The organism is Georgenia sp. Z2081, from assembly GCF_055326445.1.
This window is the reverse complement of the sequence record NZ_JBUZNK010000005.1, coordinates 119184-144505: the sequence shown is the minus strand read 5'-3', so window position 1 is coordinate 144505 and position 25322 is coordinate 119184. Positions and strand designations below refer to the sequence as shown.

The 25322-nt window shown below is 73.4% G+C and carries 24 protein-coding genes and 1 tRNA gene; 13 read left to right on the top strand and 12 right to left on the bottom strand.

The window, feature by feature from the left end; all coding sequences use genetic code 11:
* Positions 1–22 precede the first annotated feature (22 nt).
* The 4 genes from ACZLKG_RS08995 to ACZLKG_RS08980 form a co-directional block, all read right to left on the bottom strand.
* The gene (locus ACZLKG_RS08995) at positions 23–541 is read right to left on the bottom strand and encodes a MarR family winged helix-turn-helix transcriptional regulator (protein WP_463648549.1); all 519 of its coding nucleotides are present in this window, start codon (positions 539–541) and stop codon (positions 23–25) included.
* 360 nt (positions 542–901) lie between these two features.
* Positions 902–2104 (bottom strand): ABC transporter permease, encoded by a 1203-nt coding sequence (locus tag ACZLKG_RS08990; RefSeq protein ID WP_425709355.1) that lies wholly within the window; start codon positions 2102–2104, stop codon positions 902–904.
* On the bottom strand, positions 2101–3153 hold the full coding sequence (locus ACZLKG_RS08985) for an ABC transporter ATP-binding protein (RefSeq protein ID WP_463648583.1): 1053 nt from the start codon (positions 3151–3153) through the stop codon (positions 2101–2103). Before ACZLKG_RS08985 ends, ACZLKG_RS08990 begins: the two co-directional genes overlap by 4 nt.
* A 173-nt stretch (positions 3154–3326) precedes the next feature.
* Positions 3327–3971 carry a TetR/AcrR family transcriptional regulator gene (locus tag ACZLKG_RS08980; RefSeq protein ID WP_463648548.1) on the bottom strand — a complete coding sequence of 215 codons (645 nt, stop codon included), beginning with the start codon at positions 3969–3971 and terminating at the stop codon, positions 3327–3329.
* A gap of 80 nt (positions 3972–4051) precedes the next feature.
* Here ACZLKG_RS08980 and ACZLKG_RS08975 point away from each other — a divergent pair.
* From ACZLKG_RS08975 to ACZLKG_RS08965, 3 genes are all read left to right on the top strand, one after another.
* Positions 4052–4123: transfer RNA gene (locus ACZLKG_RS08975), tRNA-Gln, on the top strand.
* A 77-nt stretch (positions 4124–4200) separates the two neighbouring features.
* Positions 4201–5757 (top strand): bifunctional UDP-N-acetylglucosamine diphosphorylase/glucosamine-1-phosphate N-acetyltransferase GlmU, encoded by a 1557-nt coding sequence (gene glmU / locus ACZLKG_RS08970; RefSeq protein WP_425709357.1) that lies wholly within the window; start codon positions 4201–4203, stop codon positions 5755–5757.
* Positions 5754–6728, top strand: a complete 975-nt coding sequence (locus ACZLKG_RS08965; RefSeq protein WP_425709358.1) for a ribose-phosphate diphosphokinase — start codon at positions 5754–5756, stop codon at positions 6726–6728. The genes glmU and ACZLKG_RS08965 overlap by 4 nt, the downstream gene beginning before the upstream one ends.
* A gap of 159 nt (positions 6729–6887) precedes the next feature.
* On the opposite strand, the gene ACZLKG_RS08960 is transcribed toward ACZLKG_RS08965, so the two are convergent.
* The gene (locus ACZLKG_RS08960; protein ID WP_425709359.1) at positions 6888–7646 is read right to left on the bottom strand and encodes a dienelactone hydrolase family protein; all 759 of its coding nucleotides are present in this window, start codon (positions 7644–7646) and stop codon (positions 6888–6890) included.
* A 307-nt stretch (positions 7647–7953) separates the two neighbouring features.
* On the opposite strand from ACZLKG_RS08960, the gene ACZLKG_RS08955 reads away from it, so the two are divergent.
* The 10 genes from ACZLKG_RS08955 (at position 7954) to ACZLKG_RS08910 (ending at position 18812) form a co-directional block, all read left to right on the top strand.
* Entirely contained in the window at positions 7954–8616 is a 663-nt protein-coding gene (locus ACZLKG_RS08955) for a 50S ribosomal protein L25/general stress protein Ctc (protein WP_425709360.1), read from the top strand.
* A gap of 87 nt (positions 8617–8703) precedes the next feature.
* Positions 8704–9306, top strand: a complete 603-nt coding sequence (pth, locus tag ACZLKG_RS08950; RefSeq protein ID WP_463648547.1) for an aminoacyl-tRNA hydrolase — start codon at positions 8704–8706, stop codon at positions 9304–9306.
* Between the two features lie 105 nt (positions 9307–9411).
* On the top strand, positions 9412–13071 hold the full coding sequence (gene mfd / locus ACZLKG_RS08945; RefSeq protein WP_425709362.1) for a transcription-repair coupling factor: 3660 nt from the start codon (positions 9412–9414) through the stop codon (positions 13069–13071).
* Positions 13072–13097: 26 nt separating this feature from the next.
* The gene (locus ACZLKG_RS08940) at positions 13098–13565 is read left to right on the top strand and encodes a hypothetical protein (protein ID WP_425709363.1); all 468 of its coding nucleotides are present in this window, start codon (positions 13098–13100) and stop codon (positions 13563–13565) included.
* Positions 13566–13616: 51 nt separating this feature from the next.
* Positions 13617–14153, top strand: coding sequence for a hypothetical protein (locus ACZLKG_RS08935; RefSeq protein WP_425709364.1), 537 nt, complete (start codon positions 13617–13619; stop codon positions 14151–14153).
* A gap of 217 nt (positions 14154–14370) precedes the next feature.
* Positions 14371–15651: a phosphopyruvate hydratase gene (gene eno / locus ACZLKG_RS08930; protein WP_425709365.1), complete on the top strand. Its 1281-nt coding sequence runs from the start codon at positions 14371–14373 to the stop codon at positions 15649–15651.
* Between the two features lie 213 nt (positions 15652–15864).
* Positions 15865–16629 carry an FtsB family cell division protein gene (locus ACZLKG_RS08925; protein WP_463648546.1) on the top strand — a complete coding sequence of 255 codons (765 nt, stop codon included), beginning with the start codon at positions 15865–15867 and terminating at the stop codon, positions 16627–16629.
* A gap of 1 nt (position 16630) precedes the next feature.
* A complete protein-coding gene (locus tag ACZLKG_RS08920; protein ID WP_463648545.1) occupies positions 16631–17146 on the top strand; it encodes a DUF501 domain-containing protein in 516 nt (171 codons plus the stop codon).
* 34 nt (positions 17147–17180) lie between these two features.
* Positions 17181–18128, top strand: a complete 948-nt coding sequence (locus tag ACZLKG_RS08915; RefSeq protein WP_463648544.1) for a Ppx/GppA phosphatase family protein — start codon at positions 17181–17183, stop codon at positions 18126–18128.
* Between the two features lie 186 nt (positions 18129–18314).
* Positions 18315–18812 carry a hemerythrin domain-containing protein gene (locus ACZLKG_RS08910; RefSeq protein ID WP_425709369.1) on the top strand — a complete coding sequence of 166 codons (498 nt, stop codon included), beginning with the start codon at positions 18315–18317 and terminating at the stop codon, positions 18810–18812.
* A gap of 35 nt (positions 18813–18847) precedes the next feature.
* On the opposite strand, the gene ACZLKG_RS08905 is transcribed toward ACZLKG_RS08910, so the two are convergent.
* From ACZLKG_RS08905 to ACZLKG_RS08875, 7 genes are all read right to left on the bottom strand, one after another.
* A complete protein-coding gene (locus ACZLKG_RS08905; protein WP_425709370.1) occupies positions 18848–19255 on the bottom strand; it encodes a cation:proton antiporter in 408 nt (135 codons plus the stop codon).
* Entirely contained in the window at positions 19252–19509 is a 258-nt protein-coding gene (locus tag ACZLKG_RS08900) for a monovalent cation/H+ antiporter complex subunit F (RefSeq protein ID WP_463648543.1), read from the bottom strand. Before ACZLKG_RS08900 ends, ACZLKG_RS08905 begins: the two co-directional genes overlap by 4 nt.
* Entirely contained in the window at positions 19506–19868 is a 363-nt protein-coding gene (locus tag ACZLKG_RS08895; RefSeq protein WP_425709372.1) for a Na+/H+ antiporter subunit E, read from the bottom strand. Before ACZLKG_RS08895 ends, ACZLKG_RS08900 begins: the two co-directional genes overlap by 4 nt.
* Positions 19865–21511, bottom strand: a complete 1647-nt coding sequence (locus ACZLKG_RS08890; RefSeq protein ID WP_463648542.1) for a monovalent cation/H+ antiporter subunit D family protein — start codon at positions 21509–21511, stop codon at positions 19865–19867. Before ACZLKG_RS08890 ends, ACZLKG_RS08895 begins: the two co-directional genes overlap by 4 nt.
* The gene (locus ACZLKG_RS08885) at positions 21508–21987 is read right to left on the bottom strand and encodes a cation:proton antiporter subunit C (RefSeq protein WP_463648541.1); all 480 of its coding nucleotides are present in this window, start codon (positions 21985–21987) and stop codon (positions 21508–21510) included. The genes ACZLKG_RS08890 and ACZLKG_RS08885 overlap by 4 nt, the downstream gene beginning before the upstream one ends.
* On the bottom strand, positions 21984–24827 hold the full coding sequence (locus tag ACZLKG_RS08880; protein ID WP_463648540.1) for a DUF4040 family protein: 2844 nt from the start codon (positions 24825–24827) through the stop codon (positions 21984–21986). The genes ACZLKG_RS08885 and ACZLKG_RS08880 overlap by 4 nt, the downstream gene beginning before the upstream one ends.
* A gap of 80 nt (positions 24828–24907) precedes the next feature.
* Positions 24908–25036: a hypothetical protein gene (locus tag ACZLKG_RS08875; RefSeq protein ID WP_425709376.1), complete on the bottom strand. Its 129-nt coding sequence runs from the start codon at positions 25034–25036 to the stop codon at positions 24908–24910.
* Positions 25037–25322 lie beyond the last annotated feature (286 nt).

Here is a 25322-nt window from a genome sequence, read left to right as displayed (position 1 = left end):
TCGCGCGCACGCGGGCCTCTCGTCAGTGCCGCTCGGTCCGGTCGGGCTCGAACTGGGCGGTGAGGGAGCGCAGGAGGTCGGCCAGCGCCTCCGCGTCCCCCGGGGAGGTCTGGGCGAGGAGCCCGCGCTCGGCGTCGAGCAGGTCGGTCATCGTCCGGTCGACGCGGGCCAGTCCCTCCTCGGTGAGGCGGACGTGGACGACCCGCTTGTCGGCGTCGTCCTGGGTGCGCTCGACGAGCCCGGCCGCGACCATCTTGTCGATGCGGTGCGTCATCGTCCCGGACGACACGAGCGTCTCGGCCACGAGCCGCGTGGGCGTGAGCCGGTAGGGGGCGCCGGCGCGGCGCAGCGCGGACAGGACGTCGAACTGCCAGATCTCGAGGTCGGGGCCGGCGAGCGCACGCCGTCGGGCGAGGTCGAGGTGGCGGGCGAGCCGGGTGACGCGGGAGAAGACCTCCAGCGGCGCGACGTCGAGGTCCGGCCGCTCCCGACGCCAGGCCGCCACGATGCGGTCGACCTCGTCGGTGCCCCGTTCCTCCATGGCGAGAGATTACTCGACGTCGAGACAACCCCGCCGTCCCACGGGCGAGCGAGCGCTGTCCGGTCGGACGATGCCGGCGGGGCAGACGCGTTGGGCCGCGCTGTGCTGCGTCGTCGCCGAGTCAATCAGCAATCCACCGAGGCAGTCCCCCGGGTCGACTGACTCGAGAGTTACCCGGCTGACTCGCCGACAGGGACCGGCAAGGGGACGACGAAGGGGGGGGCGGACGAGGGGGCGACGGCGACGGCGGACCAGACGCGGGAACGACGACGGCGGGGGCGGCCGCATCCGCGCCCGCCCCCGCCGTCCTGGGTGCCGTCGGCCCCTCGGGCAGCCCCCAGCCCCTCGGCCGCCCCTCCGTCAGCCCTTGAGGGCCTCGCTCAGCTTGAGTCGCCCACCGGTGTGCAGGATGCCGCGACGGTAGACGCGGCCGGCGATCCAGATGAGGAACGGGATCGTCGCTGCAGCGATCGCCACGGCGATCAGCGCCTCGACCGTGCTGGCTCCGAACCCCTGGCGCATCGGCATGATGAACGGCGAGAGGAACGGGATGTAGCCGAGGATCTGCGTGAGCAGCGAGTCCGGCTGGTTCGGGACCAGGTACATGGCCACGTAGAACGGGACGAACTGGGCGAACATCAGCGGCGTCGTCACGGAGCCGATCTCCTCCTGGCGCGAGACCAGCGCGGCGAAGCCGCCGAAGACCACGGTCCAGATCCCGAACCCGACGAGGAACCACACGAACGCCCACACGGTGACGGTGCCGATCGGGATGCTCAGCGAGGGCAGGAGCCCGGCGATCGCCAGGGCGCCGATCATGCCGCCCACGATCACCACCATGTAGACGAGCGTGTACAGGCCGATGCCGAGCACCTTGCCGGTGAGCAGCTGGGTGGGCTTGATCGTCGCGAGCAGGACCTCCACCACGCGGGAGGTCTTCTCCTCGACGACGCCGGTCGCCACCGTGGCCCCCGCCGTGAGGATGGCGAAGAGCATGAGGGAGATCGTCGCGATCCCGGCGGCGTAGGCCTGCCCGTCGAAGTCGGGACTGTTGAACCCGGTGGCCGCGCCCTCGAGGATCTCCACCTGCGGGGCGCTCGCGGCGATCGCACCCTGCACCTCGGCGGGGTCGCCGCCGAGCTCGGTGATCTGCGTGCTCAGCGCCTCGGTCTGCGCTGCGCCGGCGACGGTCCCGAGGAGCTGCTGGTCGGGGTCGGTGCGGGCGTGGACGGTCAGCGCGTCGCCGTCGCGCGAGACGACGATCTCGGCAGGGTCCTCGTCCCGCTCGAGCTCCTCGGCGAAGGTGCCGTCGGCGGTCTCCTGGATGTCGAGGGGGACGTCCTGCGTGCTCGACGTCGTCTGCAGGTAGGGCACCAGCGAGGCGGCGGACTCCTCGACGGCCACGACCGTGCCCGTGTCCTCGCCCTGGCTCGAGTCCCAGATCTTGTAGCCGACGCCCGCGGCGAGGATGACGACGAGCATGACGATCATCGAGATGATCGACGACTTGGCGAGCAGCCGCGTGCGGAGCTCCCGCTTGATGACCAGACCGACCGCGCTCATCGACGCGCCTCCTTCGTCTTCTTCCTGCCCGAGCCTGCGTCCTCGTGCCCGTCGCGCCCGGCGCTGCCGTCCTTCTCCGCGGCGGAGCTGTCGGAGACCACGTCGCGGAAGAGGTCGGCGAGCGCGGGGCGCACCGGACCGAACTCGACCACGGGGCCGTGGCGCACCGCCTCGGTGATCAGTGCCTGCTCGGCCCCGGCCGATCCCTCGGGGAGCATGACCTGCGCGGCGGACTTGCCGGCCCCCACCTCGATGTTCTCGGCGACGGCGCCGGGGACCGAGCCGGCGATCGGGGCGAGGTCCAGACCCTCGGCGTCGACGACGACCCGCCAGACCGGCTGGCCCACCGTGCGGAGCTCGTCGATCGTGCCGAGCGCGACCATCTTGCCCGCGGCGATGATCCCGACCCGGTGGCACAGGCGCTCGACGAGGTCGAGCTGGTGCGAGGAGAAGATGACGGGGACGCCCGCGGCGGCGCGCTCCTTGAGGACGTCGCTCATCACGTCGACCGCGACGGGGTCGAGGCCGGAGAACGGCTCGTCGAGGACCAGCACCTCGGGCTCGTGGACCAGGGCGGCGGCGAGCTGCACGCGCTGCTGGTTGCCCAGGGAGAGCTTCTCGACGTCGTCGCCCCGCCGGTGGGCCACGCCGAGGCGCTCGGTCCACCTCTCCATCGCGGAGGTCGCCTCCTGCTTCGACATGCCGTGCAGCCGGGCGAGGAAGACGAGCTGCTCGCCGACCTTCATCTTCGGGTAGAGGCCGCGCTCCTCCGGCATGTAGCCGACCCGACGCCGGGCGTCGAGGTCGAGGACGCTGCCGTCGTGCCGGACCTCGCCGGAGTCCGCGGCGAGGACGCCGAGGATGATCCGCATCGCGGTGGTCTTGCCCGCGCCGTTCGATCCGACGAAGCCGAAGATCTCCCCGGCCCGCACGGTGAACGACAGGTCGGTCAGCGCCCGGACGTTGCCGTACGCCTTGCTGAGCCCGTTGAGCTCGAGGTCGCCCACGTGTCCCCCTTCGTCCGCTCTGGCCGACGTCAAGGGGTGCATGTCCCTGCCGGCTGTGGTCGGGGTCAACCGTACGGGGTGTGACCTCGGTGACCGCCTGACGTCCGTCACGAGTCGTCCGTGAGGTTCGTCCTCGCAGCCGCGGGTCCGGCCCGGCCATGCGTGGGGGCGGACCACGGACAGGCGGTCCGTGGAGAGGCGGTCCGTGGCGGCACTCAGCGCCCGGCGTCGTGGATGCGCGGCTCGCGCCGCAACCCCTCGAGGCCGTGCCACGCGAGGTTGACCACGTGCGCGGCGACGTCCTGCTTGCCCGGCGACCGGTTGTCGAGCCACCACTGGCCGGTCAGCGCGATGAGGCCGACCAGCATCTGCGCGTACAGCGGCGCCGCGCTCGTGTCGAAGCCGCGCGCCTTGAACTGCGCGGCGAGCAGGTGCTCGACGTGCGTGGCGACGTCGCCGATGAGCGAGGAGAACGTGCCGGTCGCCTGGGCGACGGGGGAGTCCCGCACGAGGATCCGGAACCCGTCGGTGTGCTCCTCGATGTAGTCCAGCAGCGCGAGCGTGGTGCGCTCGACGATGGTGCGGGGGTGCCCGCCGTCGCGGATGGAGCCGATGAGGACGCTCTCGAGGAGCTGGACCTCGCGGTCGACCACGACGGCGTAGATCCCCTCCTTGCCACCGAAGTGCTCGTAGACCACCGGGCGGGAGACCGCGGCGCGCTGCGCGATCTCCTCGACCGATGTCGAGTCGAAGCCCTTCTCGGCGAACAGGGTGCGGGCGACGGCGACGAGCTGCTCGCGCCGTTGTCCGGCCGTCATCCGGGTGCGCTGCCGTCTCGTCTCGTTCGCCACGCCCGCCATTGTGCCCGCGCGGTCCCGGTCGCCCCGGGCTTTGGCAGGATGGGACAGCGCTCCGACCACCCCGCGGTGGTCGGTGGCGGTCCGCCCTGGTGTAACGGCAGCACGCAGGCCTTTGGTGCCTTGAGGTCCGGGTTCGAGTCCTGGGGGCGGAGCCTCGGCGGTACAGTGGCCGCGCCCCGCGGCGAGTCGCGGCGGCACCCCAAGGACGTCGTACCCGAGGAGAACCCGCGTGACTTCCACCCGTCCGGCTGCCGTCGTCGTGCTCGCTGCCGGGGCGGGGACCAGGATGCGCTCGTCGACCCCGAAGGTCCTGCACGCCGTCGGCGGTCGCACGCTGCTCGGTCACGCGCTCGCGGCCGCCCGCGCGGTCGACCCGGAGCGTCTCGCCGTCGTCGTGCGTCACGAGCGCGAGCGTGTCGCCGCGTTCGTCGGCGAGTCCGACCCGGCCGCCCTCCTCGTCGACCAGGACGAGATCCCCGGCACCGGTCGCGCTGTCCAGTGCGCACTCGAGGCCCTCGACCGGGCCGCTGCGTCGGACGGACCGCTCCTCGTCATGGCGGGGGACACCCCCCTGCTCGACGGCGAGACCCTCGCCGCTCTCCTCGACGCGCACACCGGCGCTGGCAACGCGATCACGGTCCTCACCGCGCGGATCGACGACCCGTTCGGCTACGGCCGGATCCTGCGGGAGGGCGACCGGGTGGTCGGCGTCGTCGAGGAGCGCGACGCGACCGACGCGCAGCGTGAGATCACCGAGATCAACACCTCGACCTACGTCTTCGAGGCGTCCGTGCTGCGCGAGGCGCTCGCCGGCCTCGGCTCCGACAACGACCAGGGCGAGGTCTATCTCACGGACGTCGTCGCGGCCGCCCACGGCCGCGGCCTTCCGGTGCGGGCGCTCACGGTGGACGACCCGGCCACGGTCGAGGGCGTCAACGACCGCGTCCAGCTCGCTGCCATCGCCGCCCGGCTCAACGACCGCCTGCTGGCGCGCTGGATGCGCGCCGGGGTGACGATCGTCGACCCGGGAACCACGTGGATCGACGTCGACGTCGACCTCGGCCGCGACGTGACGATCCTGCCCGGCACGCAGCTGCACGGGACCACGGTGGTCGCTGAGGGCGCGACCGTCGGCCCCGAGACCACCCTCACCGACTGCGAGATCGGTGCGGGCGCGACGGTCGTGCGCACGCACGCCGAGCTTGCGGTGGTCCGCGACGGCGCGAGCGTGGGGCCGTTCGCCTACCTGCGGCCCGGCACGGTCGTCGGCGAGGAGGCGAAGGTCGGCACGTTCGTCGAGCTGAAGAACTCCACGCTCGGGCGCGGAGCGAAGGTCCCGCACCTGAGCTACGTCGGGGACGCGGACATCGGCGAGGGCACGAACATCGGGGCCGCCTCGGTCTTCGTCAACTACGACGGCGTGCACAAGCACCGCTCGCGCATCGGGGCGCACGCTCGCACCGGCGCGGACAACATGTTCGTCGCGCCGGTCAGCGTGGGCGACGGTGCGTACACCGGCGCGGGCACGATCGTCCGCCACGACGTCCCCGCCGGCGCGCTCGCGCTCAACGACTTCGGCCAGAAGGTCCGCGAGGGCTGGGTCGAGGAGCGTCGGCCGGGCACGAAGGCCGCCGAGGCCGCCGCCGCGGCGCGCGCGGGCGCGAGCGGTACCGCCGGTGGCGGGGCGAGCGGTGAGGGCCCGCGCGGTGAGAGCATCGGTGCGGGACCGGAGACCACCGGGACCCAGGACGGCGCATCGGCGCCCGGCGAAGGGAGCGCGCGATGACCGGCATCCACGCGAGCGGTGAGAAGCGACTGGTGTTCGTGGGGGGCCGCGCGCACCCCGAGCTCGCCGACCACGTCGCCCGGGAGCTCGGCATCGACCCGTTGCCGACGACCGCCTACGACTTCGCGAACGGCGAGATCTACGTGCGGTTCGACGAGTCCGTGCGCGGCACCGACGCCTTCGTCCTGCAGTCCCACACCACGCCGATCAACCAGTGGCTCATGGAGCAGCTGATCATGGTCGACACGCTCAAGCGGGCCTCGGCCAAGCGCATCACGGTGGTCGCGCCGTTCTACCCCTACGCCCGGCAGGACAAGAAGCACCGCGGGCGGGAGCCGATCTCGGCGCGTCTGGTCGCCGACCTGTACAAGACCGCCGGCGCCGACCGGCTGATGAGCGTGGACCTGCACGCGTCGCAGACGCAGGGCTTCTTCGACGGACCGGTCGACCACCTCTTCGCCATGCCGATCCTCGTGGACTACGTGCGCGGGCGGATCGACCTCTCCAGCGCCGCCGTCGTGTCGCCGGACGCCGGTCGCATCCGGGTCGCCGAGCAGTGGGCGGAGAAGCTCGGCGGCGTGCCGCTGGCGTTCGTCCACAAGACCCGTGACATCACACGGCCGAACCAGGCCGTGGCGAACCGGGTGGTCGGCGACATCGAGGGGCGCACGGCCGTGCTCGTCGACGACCTCATCGACACGGGCGGCACGATCGCCGAGGCCGTCAAGGTCTGCCTCGCCTCGGGGGCGAAGGACGTCATCGTCGCCGCCACGCACGGTGTGCTGTCCGACCCGGCGACGCAGCGGCTGTCCGACTGCGGCGCGCGCGAGATCGTCGTCACCGACACCCTGCCGATCGCCAAGGACTTCCCGCAGCTCACTGTGCTCCCGATCGCCCCGCTGCTGGCCCGGGCGATCCGTGAGGTGTTCGACGACGGGTCGGTCACCTCGCTGTTCGAGGGACGCTCCTAGGTCGGATCTGCACGTGCGGCTTCCCTGCCGCCCGACCTCGCGGCACACTCCTCGCCGAGCTCGACTGTTGTGGTCCGAGCATGACCTCTGCGCGGTCGATCTGGACCCGTTCCGGTCCAGCTCGACGGGCTGCCGGGGCGGTGCCGCTGGTAGTCCCGGTCAGCTCCGCCCGGCAGCCAAGGTCCCGGCGAGCCAGTCCGTCGTCGTCGCCCACGCGTCGGCCGACGCCCGCGCGTGGTGGAACTCCGGGAGCGGGTTGTCGAACGCGTGCCCGGCGCCGGGATGCCGCACGAGCCGGACGCCGTCGCGCGCCACGGCGGCCTCGATGAGGTCGACCTGCTCCACCGGGATGAAGGTGTCCTCGGTGCCCCAGTGGTGCAAGGACGGCGCGGTGACCTCCGGCGCGCGGTCGAGCAGCGCCGGCAGCGCCGAGCCGTAGTACGCCACGAGGGCGTCGACGGCGTCGACCTCCCGCGACGCGGCGTCGAACGCGACCCCGCCGCCCCAGCAGAACCCGAGCAGCCCGACGGACCCGTCCCCCACGAGCCCGCGCAGGTGCGCGAGCGCCTCCCGGGTGTCCGACACGGCGCCCGCCCAGTCCGTGGCGCCCGCCAGCTCCATCGCCCGCGCCAGCTCGGCCTGCCCGCCGCCCTCGACGACCTCGTCGCCCGAGCGCCAGAACAGGTGCGGCACAAGCACCGTGTAGCCCAGCGCGGCGAGGTCGGCGGCCCGGTCGAGCACGTACCCGGTCACCCCGAAGATCTCCTGCACGACGACGATGCCCGCCCGCGCAGGTCCCGCACCGGGGGAGGGGCGCGACCCGGCGTCGGCCCCGCCCGACCCGGCGTCGGGCCGCAGCAGGTCGGCGGGCATCGGCCCTGCGTCGGTGGTCACGTGCACGCGCTCCGTCGTCGTCATGTCTCCTCCTCGGTACGCCGGGACCCCCGCGGGACCGGGGTGCCCGTGCGCCGGCGCGCCGGGACCCCCGCGGCGCCGACAGGGCCCAGTGTGCCGCAGGCCGCAGCGCGGGGGCCTGTCGCCCGCCCGACGAGCCGCTAGACTCCTGTGGTTGCCTCGGCGAGGGACGACGGACGGGCTGGTGCCCGCATCCGGACCGCTGGTCCGGTCGTCCGTGATTCGACGCGGCGGAGCCACGCGCGTCCGTCCGCCGTCCCGCGCCGAGGCCCGCCGCCCCGTCCCGCCACGAACCCCCTTTGGAGCACGCATGGCCGACAAGACCGTCATCACCGCCGCCGTCCGGACCGAGTTCGGCAAGGGCGCGGCCCGCCGCACCCGCCGCGAGGGCCGCATCCCCGTCGTCCTGTACGGCCACGGCACCGAGCCGCAGCACCTCTCGCTGCCGGCGCACGACACGTTCCTCGCGCTGCGCGGCAACGCCAACGCCCTGCTCACCCTCGACATCGAGGGCAGCGAGCAGCTCGCGCTGACCAAGGACGTCCAGGTGGACCCGGTCAAGCGCTCCATCGAGCACGTCGACCTCCTCATCGTCCGCAAGGGCGAGAAGGTCACCGTCGACATCGCCGTGCACACCGAGGGCGAGACCTTCCCCGGCACGATCCACACCGTCGAGAGCCAGACGCTCACCGTCACGGCCGACGCGACCGCCATCCCGGAGAGCGTCGTCGTCGACATCGAGGGTCTCGAGGACGGGCACACCGTCCGCGTGGAGGACCTCCCGGCGATCCCCGGCGCCACGTTCGAGGACGACCCGGAGACCCCGGTCGTCGTCGTCACGGTGCCGCGCGTCGACGAGTCCGACCTCGAGACCCCGGCCGCCGAGGGCGACGAGGAGACCGAGGGCGAGCAGACCGAGGGCGGCTCCGACGAGTCCGCCGAGGGCGAGTCCTCCTCCGACGGCGAGGACTGACCCCTTTCCGCCCCGGCCCACGCGGGCCGGGGCGGCCCTATCCGTGGGCCGGCGCGCGCCGGCCCCTGCGCAAGGAGATGAGCGCGCGTGGCTGACAGCGACCTGTGGCTCGTCGTCGGGCTCGGCAATCCCGGTCCGCGCTACGCGGGCAACCGGCACAACGTGGGCCAGATGATCGTCGAGCTCCTCGCGCGCCGCGCCGGCGCCGAGCTCACCACCCACAGGTCCCGGGCGAGCGTCGCCGACACGAGGCTGGGTACCGGCCCCGGTGGCGTCCCGGGCCCGCGCGTGATCCTCGCCCGGCCGGGCACGTACATGAACGTCTCGGGCCCGCCGGTCGCCGCGCTCGCGCAGTTCTACTCGATCGAGCCGGGCCGGATCCTCGTGGCGCACGACGAGCTCGACCTCGCCCCCGACTCGCTCCGCCTCAAGGTCGGCGGCGGCGAGGGTGGCCACAACGGCCTGCGCTCGATCACCCGGGCGCTGGGCACCAAGGACTACGCCCGGCTGCGCGTGGGTATCGGCCGCCCCCCGGGCCGGATGGACGCGGCCGACTACGTGCTGCAGAACTTCTCCGCCGCGGAGCGCGGCGAGCTCGGAGTCACGCTGGAGATCGCCGGCGACACGGTCGCCGACGTCGTCGCCGAGGGTCTGCAGAGGACCCAGATGCGGCTGCACACGGCGGACTGACGACGCCGCCGCCCGTCGGCGGTCGCGGGCCCGGACCCCCGGGCGGCCGACGCGGTGCCGGTCGTAGACTGCCTCCCGCTCCCCACTTCCTCGACCGGAGGACACGTGTCCCTCACCGGACTGCTTCCCCTGCTGCGCGAGGACCCGGCGATCGCCGCGCTCGTCGCGGCCGCCTCGGCCCCCGTCCTCGAGCCGCACCGCGCGACCACCGCACCCGTCGGTATCCGCCCCGCGCTGGCGGCGGAGCTCGCCGCCACCGGTCGCCCGGTCGTGCTCGTCACCGCCACCGGCCGCGACGCCGACGACCTCGCCGCCGGTGTGCGCGAGTTCCTCCCCGCCGACGACGTCGCGACCTTCCCGGCCTGGGAGACGCTCCCGCACGAGCGGCTCTCACCGCGCTCGGACACCGTGGCCCGGCGCCTGGCCACGCTGCGCCGACTCGTCCATCCCGGCCCCGAGCCGCGCACCGCCCGGCCCAGCGTGGTCACCGTGCCGGTGCGCGCCCTGCTGCAGCCCGTCGTGCGCGGGCTCGCCGACCTCGAGCCCGTGCGGGTGCAGGTCGGGGACACGGTCGGCCTGGACGACCTCGTGCGCGCCCTCGAGGCCGCCGCCTACACGCGCACCGACATGGTCGAGCGGCGCGGGGAGTACGCCGTGCGCGGCGGCATCGTCGACGTCTTCCCCCCGACCGACCCACACCCGCTGCGCCTCGAGCTCTTCGGCGACGACGTCGAGGAGATCCGCCGCTTCTCGGTGGCGGACCAGCGCAGCCTCGAGGTCGCGGAGGAGGGGCTGTGGGCGCCGCCCTGCCGCGAGCTGCTGCTCACGCCCGAGGTCCGCGAGCGTGCCCGGTCCCTCGTCGCCACCGTCCCGTCGGCCGCGCCGATGCTCGAGCGCATCGCCGAGGGCGTCGCCGTCGAGGGCATGGAGGCGCTGAGCCCGGTGCTCGCGGACGGTCTCGAGCCCCTCCTCGACCTCCTGCCGGAGCGGGCGCTGGTCGTCCTCGTCGACCCCGAGCGGATCCGTCGCCGGGCCGCCGACCTCGCCGCCACCACCGAGGAGTTCCTCGCCGCGGCCTGGACCTCGGCCGCGTCCGGCGCCGAGGTGCCGCTCGACCTGCGGGCCGCGGCGTTCGCGGAGCTCGCCGAGGCCCGCGCGCTCGCCCTGACGAGGGGGCAGGGCTGGTGGAGCGTCAGCTCGCTGCCCACCGACGACGCGCTCGACGACGAGACCCTCGCCGCGCCGGTGCGCCCCGCCGAGGAGACCACCGGCGGCGCTACGGGCTCCGGCGCGGCGACCGTCGCTGACGCCACGGCCGGCCCCGACGACGACACCCGCAGCGTCGCCGCGCGCGAGACCCGGCGCTACCGCGGTGACGTCGCCGGCGCGCTGCAGGACCTCGCCGCGCTCGTCCACGACGAGTGGCGCATCCTGCTGACCACCCAGGGCGCCGGCCCGGCCCGGCGCCTGCGCGACTCGCTCGCCGAGGCCGACGTCCCCGCGCGTCTGGTCGGCGACCTGCCCGAGGCCCCCGAGCCGGGGCTCGTGACGATCACCCACCCGGGACTCGACCGTGGTTTCGTCGTCGAGGCCCGGCGGCTCGCCGTCCTCACCGAGTCCGACCTCACCGGCCGGCCCGGCAGCTCGACGCGCGAGATGCGCAAGATGCCGGCCCGCCGCCGCACCGCGGTCGACCCGCTGTCGCTGCGTCCGGGCGACCTCGTCGTGCACTCCCAGCACGGGGTGGGCCGCTTCGTCGAGCTCGTCTCCCGCACCGTCGGCAAGGGCGAGACCGCGACCACGCGCGAGTACCTCGTCATCGAGTACGCGCCGTCGAAGCGGGGTCAGCCCGGCGACCGGCTCTTCGCCCCGACCGACTCCCTCGACCAGGTCTCCCGGTACGTCGGGGGAGAGGCGCCCGCGCTCAACAAGATGGGCGGCTCGGACTGGGCGGCGGCCAAGCGCAAGGCCCGCAAGGCCGTCCGCGAGATCGCCGGCGAGCTCGTGCGCCTCTACGCCGCGCGGCAGGCGACGGTCGGCCACACCTTCGGTCCGGACACCCCGTGGCAGCGCGAGCTCGAGGACGCCTTCCCGTACACGGAGACCCCCGACCAGCTCGGCGCGATCGACGACGTCAAGGCCGACATGGAGAAGGCCATGCCGATGGACCGCCTCATCTCCGGCGACGTCGGCTACGGCAAGACGGAGATCGCCGTGCGCGCCGCCTTCAAGGCCGTCCAGGACGGCAAGCAGGTGGCGGTCCTCGTCCCCACGACGCTGCTCGTCAACCAGCATCTCGACACGTTCTCCGAGCGGTACGCGGGCTTCCCGGTGCGGGTCGCGGCCCTGTCGCGGTTCCAGAGCGCGGCCGAGGCCAAGGAGGTCCGCGACGGGCTGCTGGCCGGGTCGATCGACGTCGTCATCGGGACCCACACCCTGCTCACCGGCCAGGTGCGGTTCAAGGAGCTCGGACTGGTGGTCATCGACGAGGAGCAGCGCTTCGGCGTCGAGCACAAGGAGACGCTCACCCAGCTGCGGACGAACGTCGACGTGCTGGCGATGTCCGCCACGCCGATCCCGCGCACCCTCGAGATGGCGGTCACCGGCATCCGGGAGATGTCGACCCTCGCCACCCCGCCCGAGGAGCGGCACCCGATCCTCACCTACGTCGGGCCGCAGGAGGACAAGCAGGTCGGCGCCGCGATCCGCCGCGAGCTCCTGCGCGAGGGCCAGGTGTTCTACGTCCACAACAAGGTCCGCTCGATCAACGCGACCGCGCAGCACCTCGCCGAGCTCGTCCCGGAGGCGCGGATCGGGGTCGCGCACGGCCAGATGAACGAGCACCAGCTCGAGGCCGTCATCCAGGACTTCTGGGAGCGGTCCATCGACGTCCTGGTCTGCACGACGATCATCGAGACCGGCCTGGACATCGCCAACGCGAACACCCTGATCGTCGAGCGCGCCGACACGTTCGGCCTCTCCCAGCTCCACCAGCTGCGCGGCCGCGTGGGTCGCGGGCGGGAGCGCGCCTACGGGTACTTCCTCTACGACCCGGACAAGCCGCTGACCGAGACCGCCCACGACCGCCTCGCCACCATCGCCTCGCACACCGAGCTGGGCGCCGGCATCCAGGTGGCGATGAAGGACCTGGAGATCCGCGGGGCCGGGAACCTGCTCGGCTCCGACCAGTCCGGGCACATCGAGGGCGTCGGCTTCGACATGTACGTCCGGATGATCTCGGAGGCCGTGGCCGCCTGGCGCGACGGGAAGGTCGAGCCCGAGCGGGTCGACGTCCGCGTCGAGCTGCCCGTCGACGCCCACGTGCCCACGGACTACGTCGACACCGAGCGCCTGCGACTCGAGGTCTACGCGAAGATCGCCGCCGCCGACGACGACGAGACCCTGGACTCGGTCCGCGCCGAGCTCGTCGACCGGTACGGGCCCGTGCCGCCGAGCGTCGAGCGGCTGTTCGCCGTCGCACGGCTCCGCGCGCACGCCCGCGCGGCCGGCGTGCAGGAGATCACCGCCCAGGGGAAGAACGTGCGGTTCTTCCCGGTCGAGCTCGCCGAGTCGCAGTCCCTGCGGCTCACCCGCGTCCATCGCGGGACCGTCCTCAAGCCTGCCGTGCGCACCGCGCTCGTGCCGTGGCCGCTCACGCAGCCCGTGGGTGGTCGGCCGCTCAGCGACGTCGACCTCCTCGAGTGGGTCGAGCAGGTCGTCGCGCTCATCGGCACGCCGGTCCAGGCCGCCGCCGCAGGAGCATGACCGCCGGACGGTGCGATGCTGGGTCCGTGCGGACCTCCCGTGAGTGCGCCGGTCGCCCGGCTCTCGTCCCGCCCCTGGGCGCCGCCCTGCTGACCGCCGTCCTGCTGGTCGCCGCACCGGCGGGCGACGACGCGGCCGGTGCGGCGCACGCCGCCGGGGCGGGTCCGGTCGCCGCCTCCCCTGCCGCCACCGCGACGAGCGAGCCCGACGGGTCCGGATCGACGAGCGAGCCCGACGAAGCAGCCTCCGACGACGCCGGTTCCGGCGGGTCGGCGCCGGCCGAGGCGGGCAGCGGCGGGCTGCTCGACGGCTCCGCCGCGTCGGACGGCTCGTCGAAGCCGCCCTTCGAGGTCGTCAGCGCCGCCGAGCTGCCGCTGGGCCTGCAACCCTGGCTCGTCCGCGTCGCCACGGTGACCACGCTCGCGCTGGCGGGCATCGGCGTCGTGCTGGCCGCGACGTCGGGGCCGCGCCGACCGCGTCGCCGACGCGGATAGCATGGGGGTCGCCCACGGCCGTGCCGGGGGCGTGGACGATCAGGAGGAACTGTGGCTCGCACCATCCGACCGGCGGTCCTGCCGGCTCTCGCGCTCGGCGCTCTGCTCGCCGGCTGCTCGGCCAATCCCGGTACCGCGGCCGTCATCGACGGCGAGGAGCTGTCGGAGCGGGAGGCCCAGTCCGTCGCGGGCGAGCTCTCGGGAGTGTTCGGGCAGCCCCTGACCACCGTCGACGCGGTCCTCAACTACGCCTACTCCGAGACGTTCGTCCGGGTCGCGGCCGAGAACGGCCTCACGGTCTCCGACGCCGACGTCCAGGACCAGCTCGCGACGCTGACCGAGCAGAGCGGCTACACGCCCGACGGCGAGTACCTGCCCCAGACGCTGGACATCGTCGAGTCCCTCATGGTGGGCGGGCAGCTGCAGAACGACCCCGAGCTGTCCGCGCAGCTCTCCGAGCAGCTGGGCGAGGTCGACATCGAGCTCAACCCTCGGTACGGCACCATCGAGACCGGGCAGTACGCGGCGCCCGCGCACCCGTGGCTGCAGGCCGCGCCGTCGGACGCGGAGATGCCGGTCGCGCCGTGACCGGTCGGGGAGAGCGGCCCTGATCCCGCTGCAGGGCCGGACCTGATCTCGCTGCCCGACGGCTGCCGGCCCGGCCGGTGCGCGGCGCGCATCGGTGACGTTCGTCGCCGGACCCGTGCACCCTCTCCCGCCGGGACGGACGGCCCTGTCCGCGGCGCGCCCGGGTACTAGCGTGGAGCCCGACATCATCCGGGCATCCCCGACACAAGGAGAACCTGTGGCCACCATCCTCGAAGTAGCGGCACGCGAGATCCTCGACTCCCGGGGCAACCCGACGGTCGAGGTCGAGATCGGGCTGGACGACGGAATCGTCGCCCGCGCCGCCGTCCCCTCCGGCGCGTCGACCGGCGCGTTCGAGGCCGTCGAGCTTCGTGACGCCGGCGACAAGCGCTACGGCGGCAAGGGCGTGCAGCAGGCGCGCGACAACGTGCTGGAGATCCTCGCCCCCGAGATCCTCGGCCTCGAGGCCTCCGAGCAGCGCCTCATCGACCAGACCCTCCTCGACCTCGATGGCTCGGCCAACAAGGGCAAGGTCGGCGCCAACGCGATCCTCGGCGTCTCCCTCGCCGTCGCCAAGGCCGCGGCCGAGTCCGCGGGCCTGCCGCTCTACCGCTACATCGGCGGCCCGAACGCGCACCTGCTGCCGGTCCCGATGATGAACATCCTCAACGGTGGTTCCCACGCCGACTCCAACGTGGACATCCAGGAGTTCATGATCGCGCCGATCGGCGCGGGCACGTTCGCTGACGCCCTGCGCCAGGGTGCGGAGGTCTACCACGCGCTGAAGTCCGTGCTCAAGCAGCGCGGGCTGGCCACCGGCCTGGGCGACGAGGGTGGCTTCGCGCCGAACCTCGGCTCCAACCGCGAGGCGCTCGACCTCATCCTCGAGGCCGTCTCCACGACCGGCCTCTCGGCCGGCACGGACATCGCCCTCGCGCTCGACGTCGCCTCCACGGAGTTCTTCTCCGACGGCGCCTACCAGTTCGAGGGGAAGTCGACCTCGAGCGACGAGATGGTGGCCTACTACCAGCAGCTCGTGGCGGACTACCCGCTCGTGTCCATCGAGGACCCGCTGAGCGAGGACGAGTGGGGCGCGTGGAGCAGCCTCGTGGCTGCGGTCGGGGACAAGGTGCAGATCGTCGGCGACGACCTGTTCGTCACCAACCCCGAGCGCCTGGCCCGCGGCATCGCCGAGAAGGCGGCCAACTCGCTGCTCGTCAAGGTCAACCAGATCGGCTCGCTCACCGAGACGCTCGACGCCGTCGCGCTCGCGCAGCGCAGCGGCTTCACGGCGATGGTGTCGCACCGCTCGGGCGAGACCGAGGACGTGACGATCGCCGACCTGTCGGTGGCCGTGAACTCCGGTCAGATCAAGACCGGGGCGCCGGCGCGCGGCGAGCGCGTGGCGAAGTACAACCAGCTGCTCCGCATCGAGGAGGAGCTGGACGAGGCGGCGGAGTACGCCGGCCGCGGCGCCTTCCCCCGCCACCAGGCCTGACCGGACCGTCTCCTCGCCGAGAGTGCGGTCGGGCCGCCCCGACCGCACTCTCGGCAGGTCTCGCCGGCATCGTCGGCGCGTCCTGACCGCACTGTCGGCAGGTCCTTGCAGCACCGTCGAGGGTGCCGACGGCAGGCCGGGTCCGTCCGGTAGCGGGCGACTCGCGACCCGGCGGTCCACCACCTTGCGGGACGCGTGGGGGACGATGACGCGGTGAGTCGTCCGCCCGCAGCACCGCGCAAGCCCGGAGCGCCCCGATCGTCGTCGGCGCGCGGCGCCCGCTCGCGCCCCGGAACGCGCACCGCGTCCGGCACCACGCACGCCGGTCGCCCGGCGACGGGGCGCGGCCGCACCACCACCAACGGGTCCGCAGCGGGCGGCTCGCGCGGTACCTCGCGACCTGCTGCCGTCGGGGCCGGCGGAGGGCCACGCGGCAACCGCCGCCTCGCGATCGCCACCGCCGACGGCGAACGTCCGATCCTCTCCCTGCGCGCCCTCGCCCTCGTGCTCGTGCTGCTGGTCGCCTTCGCCATCGTCGCGCCGACCGCCCGCCACGCCCTCGTGCAGGCCGAGCAGCTGCGCGGCGCGGAGGACGCGCTCGCGCGCGCCGAGGACGAGGAGCAGCGCCTCACGGACGAGCTCGCCCTGTGGGACGACCCCGCCTACGTCCAGTCGCAGGCACGCGCGCGCCTCGGGTACACGATGCCGGGGCAGACGCCGTTCGTCGTCGTCGACCCCGAGTCGGTGACCGGCGGACGATCGCAGGAGGAGGTCGAGGAGGCTGCGCGCGAGGACGCCATCGCCGCGTCGCGCCCCTGGTACCTCAACCTCCAGGAGTCCGTCGAGGAGGCCGGCGCGATCCCTGGCGAGACGCCGGGCGAGGAGGCCGAGCGCGAGGGCGACCTCCCCGAGCCCGACCTGCCGCCGGAGTCGCCGAGCCAGCAGGAGCTGCCGTCCTCGGACCCGCTGGCGGACTGACGTGCCGGACCGTCCCGTGCCGCCGGATGCCGTCGACCAGGCCGATCTCGAGGCGCTGCGCGACCAGCTCGGCCGGGTGCCCCGCGGTGTCGTCTCCATCGCCGCGCGGTGCCGGCACGGACGTCCGACGGTCGTGCGCACCGCGCCCCGGCTCGAGGACGGCACGCCGTTCCCCACCACCTTCTACCTCACGTGCCCGCCCGCGGCCCGGGCAGTCTCCACGCTCGAGGCCGAGCACCTCATGGCGGACATGCAGGCCCGCCTCGCCGACGACGCCGAGCTCGCCTCCGCCTACGCGGCCGCGCACGAGGACTACCTCGCCCGACGCGGCGAGCTCGGCCACGTCGAGGAGATCGCCGGTATCTCCGCCGGCGGCATGCCCGAGCGGGTCAAGTGCCTGCACGCGCTGCTCGCCCACTCGCTCGCGGTCGGCCGGGGCGTCAACCCCTTCGGCGACGAGACGCTCGACGTGCTCGCCGCGCGCGGCATGTGGAGTCCCGCGACCTGCACCTGCTGAGCACGGTGTCGGCGGCGCGTGACAGCATGACCCGGTGACACGAGCGGCAGCGATCGACTGCGGGACCAACTCCATCCGCCTCCTCGTCGCGGACGTACCGGGCGCGGGCGGCGCGGCACTCGACGACGTGGTCCGCGAGATGCGGGTCGTCCGCCTCGGCCAGGGTGTCGACCGGACCGGCCGGCTCTCCGACGAGGCCCTCGCGCGGACGTTCGACGCCGCCCGCGACTACGCGCGGCTGTGCGAGCGGCACGGCGCCGAGCGGATCCGGTTCGTCGCCACCTCCGCGACGCGGGACGCCGAGAACCGACAGGACTTCGTCGACGGGATCCGCGGGATCCTCGGCGTCGAGCCCGAGGTCGTCACCGGCGAGGCCGAGGCGGCGCTGTCGTTCGCGGGTGCGACGTCGGTGCTGCCGGAGGGCACGCCCGGACCGGTCGTGGTGGTCGACATCGGGGGCGGGAGCACCGAGCTCGTCGTCGGCGACCCGCGCTCGCCCGTTCCCGAGGCCTCCGTCTCGCTCGACATGGGGTGCGTCCGTCTCACCGAGCGGCACCTCGCGGGCGACCCGCCGAGCGCCGAGCAGGAGGCAGCCGCCCGCGCCGACGTGCGCCGGCTGCTCGAGTCGGCCGCGCTCCCGCTCGACGACGTCCGCTCGCTCGTCGGGGTCGCCGGGTCCGTCACGACCGTCACCGCCCACGCGCTGGGACTGGACGCCTACGACCCCGCGCGCATCCACGGCTCCGTCCTTCCCGAGGACGCGGTGCTGGCCGCCTGCGACTCGCTGCTGTCCGCGACCCGCGAGGAGCGCGCCGCCATGCCGTTCATGCACCCCGGTCGCATCGACGTCATCGGTGGGGGAGCCCTCGTGTGGAGCGAGGTCGTGCGCTACGTGTCCGAGCGGACCTCGGGGACCGGGACCGCGGGCGTCGTCACCTCCGAGCACGACATCCTCGACGGGATCGCGATCGCCCTCGCCTGACGCGTCGCGCTTCCCGGCGAGTGAGGGGCTTTCTGCCCGACGCGGTGAGCGGGGTTCTGTCCGACGAGTGAGGGTTCTCGGCTAACCTGCCCCGAGCGTCGCGTGCCGGTGGCAGACCGTGCCAGGCATGGAGGCGCCGGACACGAAGGAGGCCGACGATGTCGTCGTCGATCCCTTCGCCCTCACGTGACTGAGGGCGGGACCACCTCTCGCGACGCCGAGGACGAGAAGGCCAGGCTCGTCGCCTGGGGACGCGAGCTGCGAGCGGTGCACGACAGGCTCCGCGAGGCGCTGCGGGTGACCCGGGGGGCCGTCGCCCACGGCGAGGAGGCGGCGCCCGCCACGCGGGAGCTGCTGCTGTTCTGCCACGGCTTCTGCACCGCGCTGACGGGCCACCACGAGGGTGAGGACCGTTCGCTGTTTCCCGCGATCGCCGCCGCCCGGCCCGACCTCCGGGACACGCTGCGGCGGCTGGAGCAGGACCACTCGATGATGGGGTACCTCATCGCCGGTCTGCAGGCAGCGGTGGAGCGCCCCGCGTCGCCCGCCGAGCTGGACCGGCACCTCGAGGGCCTCGCCGCGATCATGGAGTCCCACTTCCGATACGAGGAGCGCCGGCTGCTCCCGGTGCTCGACACGCTCGCGCTGCGGGCGGACCCGCGCGAGGTCCTGGGGCCGCTCTGAGAGGTCGCGGCACCGTCCCGGGACGCGGGCGCGCGTCAGGACGCGGGACGGTCCGGGCGCGCGGCGTCGTCGGTGTCCGTGCCCGGGCCGGCCCCGTGGGTCTCGGCCCGGCGTCCCGTCTCGTCCGCGAGCTCGTCGAAGCTCTTGCGCAGGAGGGGGACACCGGTGAGGTACGCGGAGCGGGCCACGACCATGGTGCCCACCGACGACGTCGCCAGGTGCAGGCCGACGACGAGGATCGCCAGCACGAGGTTGCGCCACGACGGCGCGACGAGCACGCACCCGACCACCACGAGGATGATGCCGAAGCCGCCGGCCGTCCCGACGGCCGAGATCCGGGTGTACACGTCGGGGAACCGGACGATGCCGAGCCCGGCCGTCGCGAAGACGAGCGCCCCGACGACCACCACGACGTTGCCCACCACCGCCGCCATCTCCGTCATCGCTGCCCCCTCGTCAGTGCACGTCCGAGCGAGATCGCGCTGAGGAACGCCACGAGCGCGACGACGAGGAGGAGGTCGAAGGCGTAGGTCATGGCGGTGAGCACCCCGCCGAGCACGACCAGACCGATGACCCCGAAGGTCAGCAGGTCGGCACCGACGGCCCGGTCCGCGTCGCTCGGGCCGACGAGCATCCGATAGGTGGCCACGAGCGCGGTCATCCCGACGATGACGATGGCGATGACGATGCCGGTCACGGAGCCTCCTCCTGACGTCGCACCGCGCGCAGGAGGTGGGACTCCATGTCGCGCAGCTCGACGCACATCTCCTCGGCGGTCGCGCTGTACAGACCGTGCACGTACAGGACACGCGTGTCTCCCGGCCCTGCGCGCTCGGTGCCGATCGTCAGGGTGCCCGGGGTCAGGGTGATGAGCGCGGCGAGCAGCGTGACCTCCAGATCCGTTCGGCACCTGGTGGCGAACCGGGCGATGCCCGGGGTCGAGTCCTGCCCCGGGGTGAGATTGTCCTTGAGCACGGCCACGTTGGACGTGACCAGCTGCCACGCGTACCACAGGGCGAACCACAGGATGCGGAAGGGCCAGGTCAGCCAGCTCATCGACCGAGCACCGCCTCGACGTACGCGGAGGTGTCGAGCAGGCCCTGGGCGGCTGTCTCCGAGAGGTCGAGGAGGACCTCACCACCGAGCCCGAGGGCGACCGTGATGGCAGCGAGGACCACGGCCGGGGCGGCCAGGGCGGCACCGATGCGTCGTCCGTCGTCGGTCGTGGCGGCGTTTCGCGCCTCTGTGGTGGGCGCCTCGGTCGCTGTGCCTGCCGTTGCCGTCGCCGCCCTTGTCCCCGGCGCTGTCACAGTCCCCGGCGTCGAGCGGCCATGGGTGCCCGTGGGCCCGGTGGGGGTCCCGTCCGCCTCCTCGGCGGTGCTTCGCCCGGCGGTGTCGGGTGCTCGGTCCCAGAACACGCCCGACCAGATCTTCAGCATCGACAGCAGCGTGACGAGGCTGACGACGAGCATGACGACGACGGCCCCGATCTGACCGGCACCCACCGATGCGGTGATGAGCGAGAGCTTGGCCACGAACCCGGAGAACGGCGGGATGCCGGCGAGCGAGAGCGCTGCGACGAAGAAGGCGATCGCGAGCACGGGCTCCCGCCGCGCCATCCCGCTCAGCGCGCCGATCCGCCCCGTGCCGTGGCGGACCTCGATCGCTCCGGTCGACAGGAAGAGGGAGGCCTTCACGATCATGTGGTGCAGCAGGTAGAAGATCCCGGCGGTGAGCCCGCCGAGGGTGAACAGGGCGACCCCGAGGAGGATGTAGCCGATCTGGCTGACCATGTGGAAGGCGAGGATGGAGCGCGTGGTCGTCTCGCCCACGGCGCCGAGCACGCCGAGCACCATCGTGGCGGAGAACAGCACCACGCCGATCCACAGGTACTGCGCGTCGCCGTCGAAGAGGACGGCGTAGATCCGGTAGATCGCGTAGATCGCGACCTTCGTGTTGAGTCCGGAGAACAGCGCGGTGACGGCCGGCGAGGTCCCCGGGTACGCCTTGGCGAGCCAGCCGTGCACCGGGACGACGGCGGCCTTGATGCTCAGCGCGAACAGGCACACGGCGCCCGCGGCCGCCACGAAGGGGTTCTCCGAGGCGGCCCCCTGCAGCTCCGCGAGGTTGACGGTGCCGGCCACGCCGTACACGAGGCCGACGCCGGCGACGAAGAGCGTGGACGTGAGCATGTTGACCGTGACGAAGAGGCGGGCGCCGGCGATCTGCCGCCGGGTGGCGGAGCCCGGGCGCGCCAGCACGTACAGGCCGTACGCCGGCAGCACCATGACCTCGATGAAGACGAACATGTTGAACAGGTCGCCCGTGAGCAGGATGCCGTTGACGCCCGCCGTGAGCACGAGGACCAGCGGTCCGAAGAAGCGCGAGCCCGCGCGCCCGGACGCGTGGGCGAAGGCGGTGCACGCGACGGTGAGGATGCCGGTGACGACCAGCATGAGCGCGGAGAACATGTCGGCGACGAACGGGATGGCGATCCCCGTCTCCCACATCCCGACCCCGTGGGCGATCGCCCCGCCGTCGCGGAGTCCCGCCACGAGCGCAACGGCCCCGGCGAGGGACGCCACCAGGACCGTGAAGGTCGTCGCGGCCTGGAGACGTCGGCGGTCGCCGACGATCACGAGCAGCCCGCCGACGAGGAGCGGGACGGCGACGAACAGCGGCAGCGCGGCGGCGTTCACGAGGTCACCGCCCTCTCGTCGTGGGACCGGTCGGACGTCCGGCGTGCGGCGTCGTCCTGCTCCACGGGGCGGGCCGCGACACGGTCCTGGTCCCGGTCGGCGTCGCCGCCGTCGCCCGGGTCCACCGCGCCGACGTGCTCGGGGTCCGTGTCGTCGTCGTCCTGGCCGGCGCCGTCGTCCGTGTCGTCGTCCTCGCCGCCGGCCACGGCCAGGACGAGCATGACGACGGTGATCGAGAAGGCGATGACGATCGCGGTGAGGACGAACGCCTGGGGGAGCGGGTCGGCGGCCGTGGACGGGTCGTCCGGGGTGCCGAACGGCAGGCCCCGGCGTGAGGTCCCGCCCGCCGCGATGAGGACCAGGTTGGCGGCGTGGCCGAGCAGGACGAAGCCCAGGACGACGCGCAGCAGCTCGCGCTGCATCATGAGATAGACGGCGCCGGCGACGAGCACCGCGGCGGTGATGGCGACGGTCATCGTGCGTTCTCCTTCGCTGCATCGGCGGGCTCCGCCGGAGGGCCGTGCGCCGGGCGTCGTGCATCCTCCGAGCCCGGCCGGCCCAGGAGGTTGAAAGAGGCCAGGACTACTCCGAGGACGGCGAGGTAGACGCCGATGTCGAAGATGAGCGACGACATGAGCTTGTACCCGAGGACGTCGACCGACAGCGGGGCCAGGAACGAGCCGTCGAGGTATCCGGCGAGTCCCGAACCTGCGCCGATCACGATGCCGAGGCCCGTGAGCAGCAGGTAGGGCCAGCGGATCGGTGCCGACCGGTCCGAGGGGGCGGCGAGGTAGAGGAGCGCACACCCTGCGCCGCCGACGAGGGCCGCGATGAACCCGCCCCCGGGCTCCTGGTGGCCACGCAGGAGGAGGACGGCGGACAGGACCACGGCGAGCGGGCCGACGAGGCGTGCCACGGTCCGGACGAACACGGTGTTCTCCCGCGCGTCGGCGATCGGGGAGCGGGCGTCGATCGGGGACGGGCGGATGGGCGTGAGGCGACGGGATCTCACCACGACGGCGACCACCAGGCCGGCGACTCCGAGCACCGTGAGCTCGCCGAGGGTGTCGAGGGCACGGAAGTCGACGAGGATCGTGTTGACGATGTTGGCGCCGCCGGTCGTCGCCTCGCCCTCGGTCAGGTAGTAGGTGCTCGCCGTCGACGGCTCGCGGCGACCCGTGAGGACGAAGACCCCGGCGAACGTGGCGAGGCCGGCCCCGACGGCGACGACGGCGGCCGGGACGCGCCGGCGGAGCGGGGACCTGCGGAAGTGCTCGGGCAGCCGGCGGAGCAGGAGCACCATGACGCAGACGGTGAGGATCTCGACGAGCAGCTGGGTCAGGGCGACGTCGGCGGCGCCGAGGACGACGAACCACAGGCTGACGGTGAAGCCGGCGACGCCGGTGACGACGACGGCGGAGACTCGGGAGCGCGCCCGCACCGCCGCCACCACGCCGGCGACGACGAGGGCGACGAGCACCCAGTCCAGCGGCCTGGTGGGGTCGCCCACGAGGGCCGGCAGGCCGTCGGTCCGCAGGAGCATCCAGGCTGCGATCACGGCGAGGGAGGCGGCCGGCAGCGCCAGGTGCCGGCGCGGGCTCATCGGATCGGTGAGGCGACCGATCGCGGTGCCGAGGGCGATGGTGCCGCGCCGCATCGCGTCGACCAGGTCGAGCCCGGAGACCGGGAGGGCGAGCGGGCCGGTCAGCCGGTCGACCCGACGGCGCGCGAGCACGAGGACGGTGCCGAGGGTGAGCACCGCGGCGGACACGCCGAGTGCGGGCGTCAGGCCGTGCCACAGGGCCAGGTGGACGTCGACCTCGGAGCCGACGGCCCCGCTCGCGCCGGCGGTGCCGAGGGTGTCCAGGAGCGCCGGCGCCAGGCCGAGCACGAGAGTCACCAGCGCACCGAGCACGGGAGCGGCGAGGAATGCGGGGTGGCCGTCGTGCACCTGTGCGGGCGGCGTCTGCGGGCTCTGCGTGGTTCGGGTCGGGCGGTGCTCCTCCCGGGCGTCGCGCCCGGTGCCACGCCCCGCGGCGCCCAGCACGAGACGGGCCGAGTAGGCGAACGTGAGGACGGAGGTCGCGGCGGCCGCCGTCGTCACGAGGATCGGGACCCAGCCGGGACCGGGGGCCGCGAGGAACGCGTCGAGCAGCGACTCCTTGGAGACGAACCCCAGCAGGAGCGGCACGCCCGCCATCGATGCCGCCGCGACGGCCGCGGCGCCCACGGTCACCGGCATGCGCACCCGCATCGCCGCGAGCTCGCGGAGATCGCGGGTGCCCGCCTCGTGATCGATGACGCCCACGAGCATGAACAGGGTGGCCTTGAACAGCGCGTGGGCGATCGTGTGCACGACCGCCGCGGTGAGTGCGGCCTCGGTCCCCACGCCGATCGCGGCGACGAGCAGGCCCAGCTGGCTGATCGTCGAGAAGGCGAGCAGCTCCTTGAGGTCGAGCCGGCGCAGCGCGCCCGCCGCTCCGAGGAGCGCCGTGACGAGGCCCGACGTGATGAGCAGCCACGACCAGACCGGCACCTCGGACAGCGCGGGGGAGAAGCGCAGCAGCAGGTAGATGCCGGCCTTGACCATCGCGGCGGCGTGCAGGTAGGTCGAGACGGGCGTGATGGCGACCATCGAGTCCGGCAGCCACGCCTGGAACGGGAACTGCGCGGACTTGGTGAAGGCGGCGACGGCGATCAGCACTGCGACCGTCGTCGTGAAGGTGGCGTCCTCCGTCCACGCCGGGTCGGCCAGGACCTCGCTCAACCTGCTCGTGCCGGTCTGCACGATCATCACGACGACGGCGGCGAGCAGGCTCAGCCCGCCGGCGACCGTGACGAGCAGCGTGCGGATCGCGGGTTCGTGTGCGTGCGGCCCCGAGCGGGAGATGAGGAAGAAGGAGCACAGGGTGGTGATCTCCCAGGCGACGAACAGCACGACGAGGTCGTCCGAGAGCACCAGGAGCGTCATGGCCGCGGCGAACAGCGTCATGAGGAGGTAGAACCGCGAGTGCGTCCCGTGGCCGAGGTAGCGCGCCGAGTAGACCAGGACGGCGGCACCGATGACGAGCACGAGCAGCGTGAACACCAGCGCCAGGCCGTCCAGCCGCAGCGCCAGGTCGATGCCGAGCGTGGGCATCCACGACCACACCTCACCGACCGGCTCGTCGACGCCGTCGTAGGCGGCGACGATCAGACCGGCACCGGCGAGCAGCGGGAGGGCCAGGGGGAGGCCGGCACGGCGACCGAGGACGCGCCCGAGCGGGATCGCGGCCGCGCACGCGAGGAGCGTGGCCAGGAGAGCAAGGGTGAGCAACGGTGCCGCCTAGGTCGTGTGGGGGGACTGGTCTGCCTCCGGCCGAGGTGTGCGCCCGGTGAGGGCGGGTTCGGCCGTCGTCAGCCCGTGGGCGGGATGCCCGCCAGTGCGGCGCCCCAGCTCGAGACCTGCCCGTTGGTCCCCACGTGTACCGGCAGCGTGCAGACCGCAGTCTCGGCTGCGGTGCTGAGTTCGGCGGTGACGAGCATCGGCGGCAGTCTAACCACTCGGCGGCGGCGCTCCGGCCCGTTCGCGGGTCACGTCTCGCAGGGGCCGCTCCGACCGGTTCGGGGGTCACGTCTTGTCGGGGCCGGTCAGGACTGTTCGCGGGTCGCTCGTCGTCGGGGCCGGTCAGGACTGTTCGCGGGTCGCTCGTCGTCGGGGCCGGTCAGGACTGTTCGCGGGTCGCTCGTCGTCGGGGCCGGTCAGGACTGTTCGCGGGTCGCTCGTCGTCGGGGCCGGTCAGAAGTCCACCGGTGCGGCACGATGGTCACC

Excerpts from the sequence above, each read along its gene's own strand:
- ACZLKG_RS08895 (WP_425709372.1), bottom strand. The coding sequence starts at position 19,868 with ATGAGCTGGCTGACCTGGCCCTTCCGCATCCTGTGGTTCGCCCTGTGG.
- ACZLKG_RS08955 (WP_425709360.1), top strand. The coding sequence starts at position 7,954 with ATGGCCGACAAGACCGTCATCACCGCCGCCGTCCGGACCGAGTTCGGC.
- ACZLKG_RS08980 (WP_463648548.1), bottom strand. The coding sequence starts at position 3,971 with ATGGCGGGCGTGGCGAACGAGACGAGACGGCAGCGCACCCGGATGACG.
- ACZLKG_RS08960 (WP_425709359.1), bottom strand. The coding sequence starts at position 7,646 with ATGACGACGACGGAGCGCGTGCACGTGACCACCGACGCAGGGCCGATG.
- ACZLKG_RS08965 (WP_425709358.1), top strand. The coding sequence starts at position 5,754 with ATGACCGGCATCCACGCGAGCGGTGAGAAGCGACTGGTGTTCGTGGGG.
- ACZLKG_RS08905 (WP_425709370.1), bottom strand. The coding sequence starts at position 19,255 with ATGACGGAGATGGCGGCGGTGGTGGGCAACGTCGTGGTGGTCGTCGGG.
- ACZLKG_RS08875 (WP_425709376.1), bottom strand. The coding sequence starts at position 25,036 with ATGCTCGTCACCGCCGAACTCAGCACCGCAGCCGAGACTGCGGTCTGC.
- ACZLKG_RS08985 (WP_463648583.1), bottom strand. The coding sequence starts at position 3,153 with ATGCACCCCTTGACGTCGGCCAGAGCGGACGAAGGGGGACACGTGGGC.
- ACZLKG_RS08995 (WP_463648549.1), bottom strand. The coding sequence starts at position 541 with ATGGAGGAACGGGGCACCGACGAGGTCGACCGCATCGTGGCGGCCTGG.
- ACZLKG_RS08885 (WP_463648541.1), bottom strand. The coding sequence starts at position 21,987 with ATGACCGTCGCCATCACCGCCGCGGTGCTCGTCGCCGGCGCCGTCTAT.
- ACZLKG_RS08990 (WP_425709355.1), bottom strand. The coding sequence starts at position 2,104 with ATGAGCGCGGTCGGTCTGGTCATCAAGCGGGAGCTCCGCACGCGGCTG.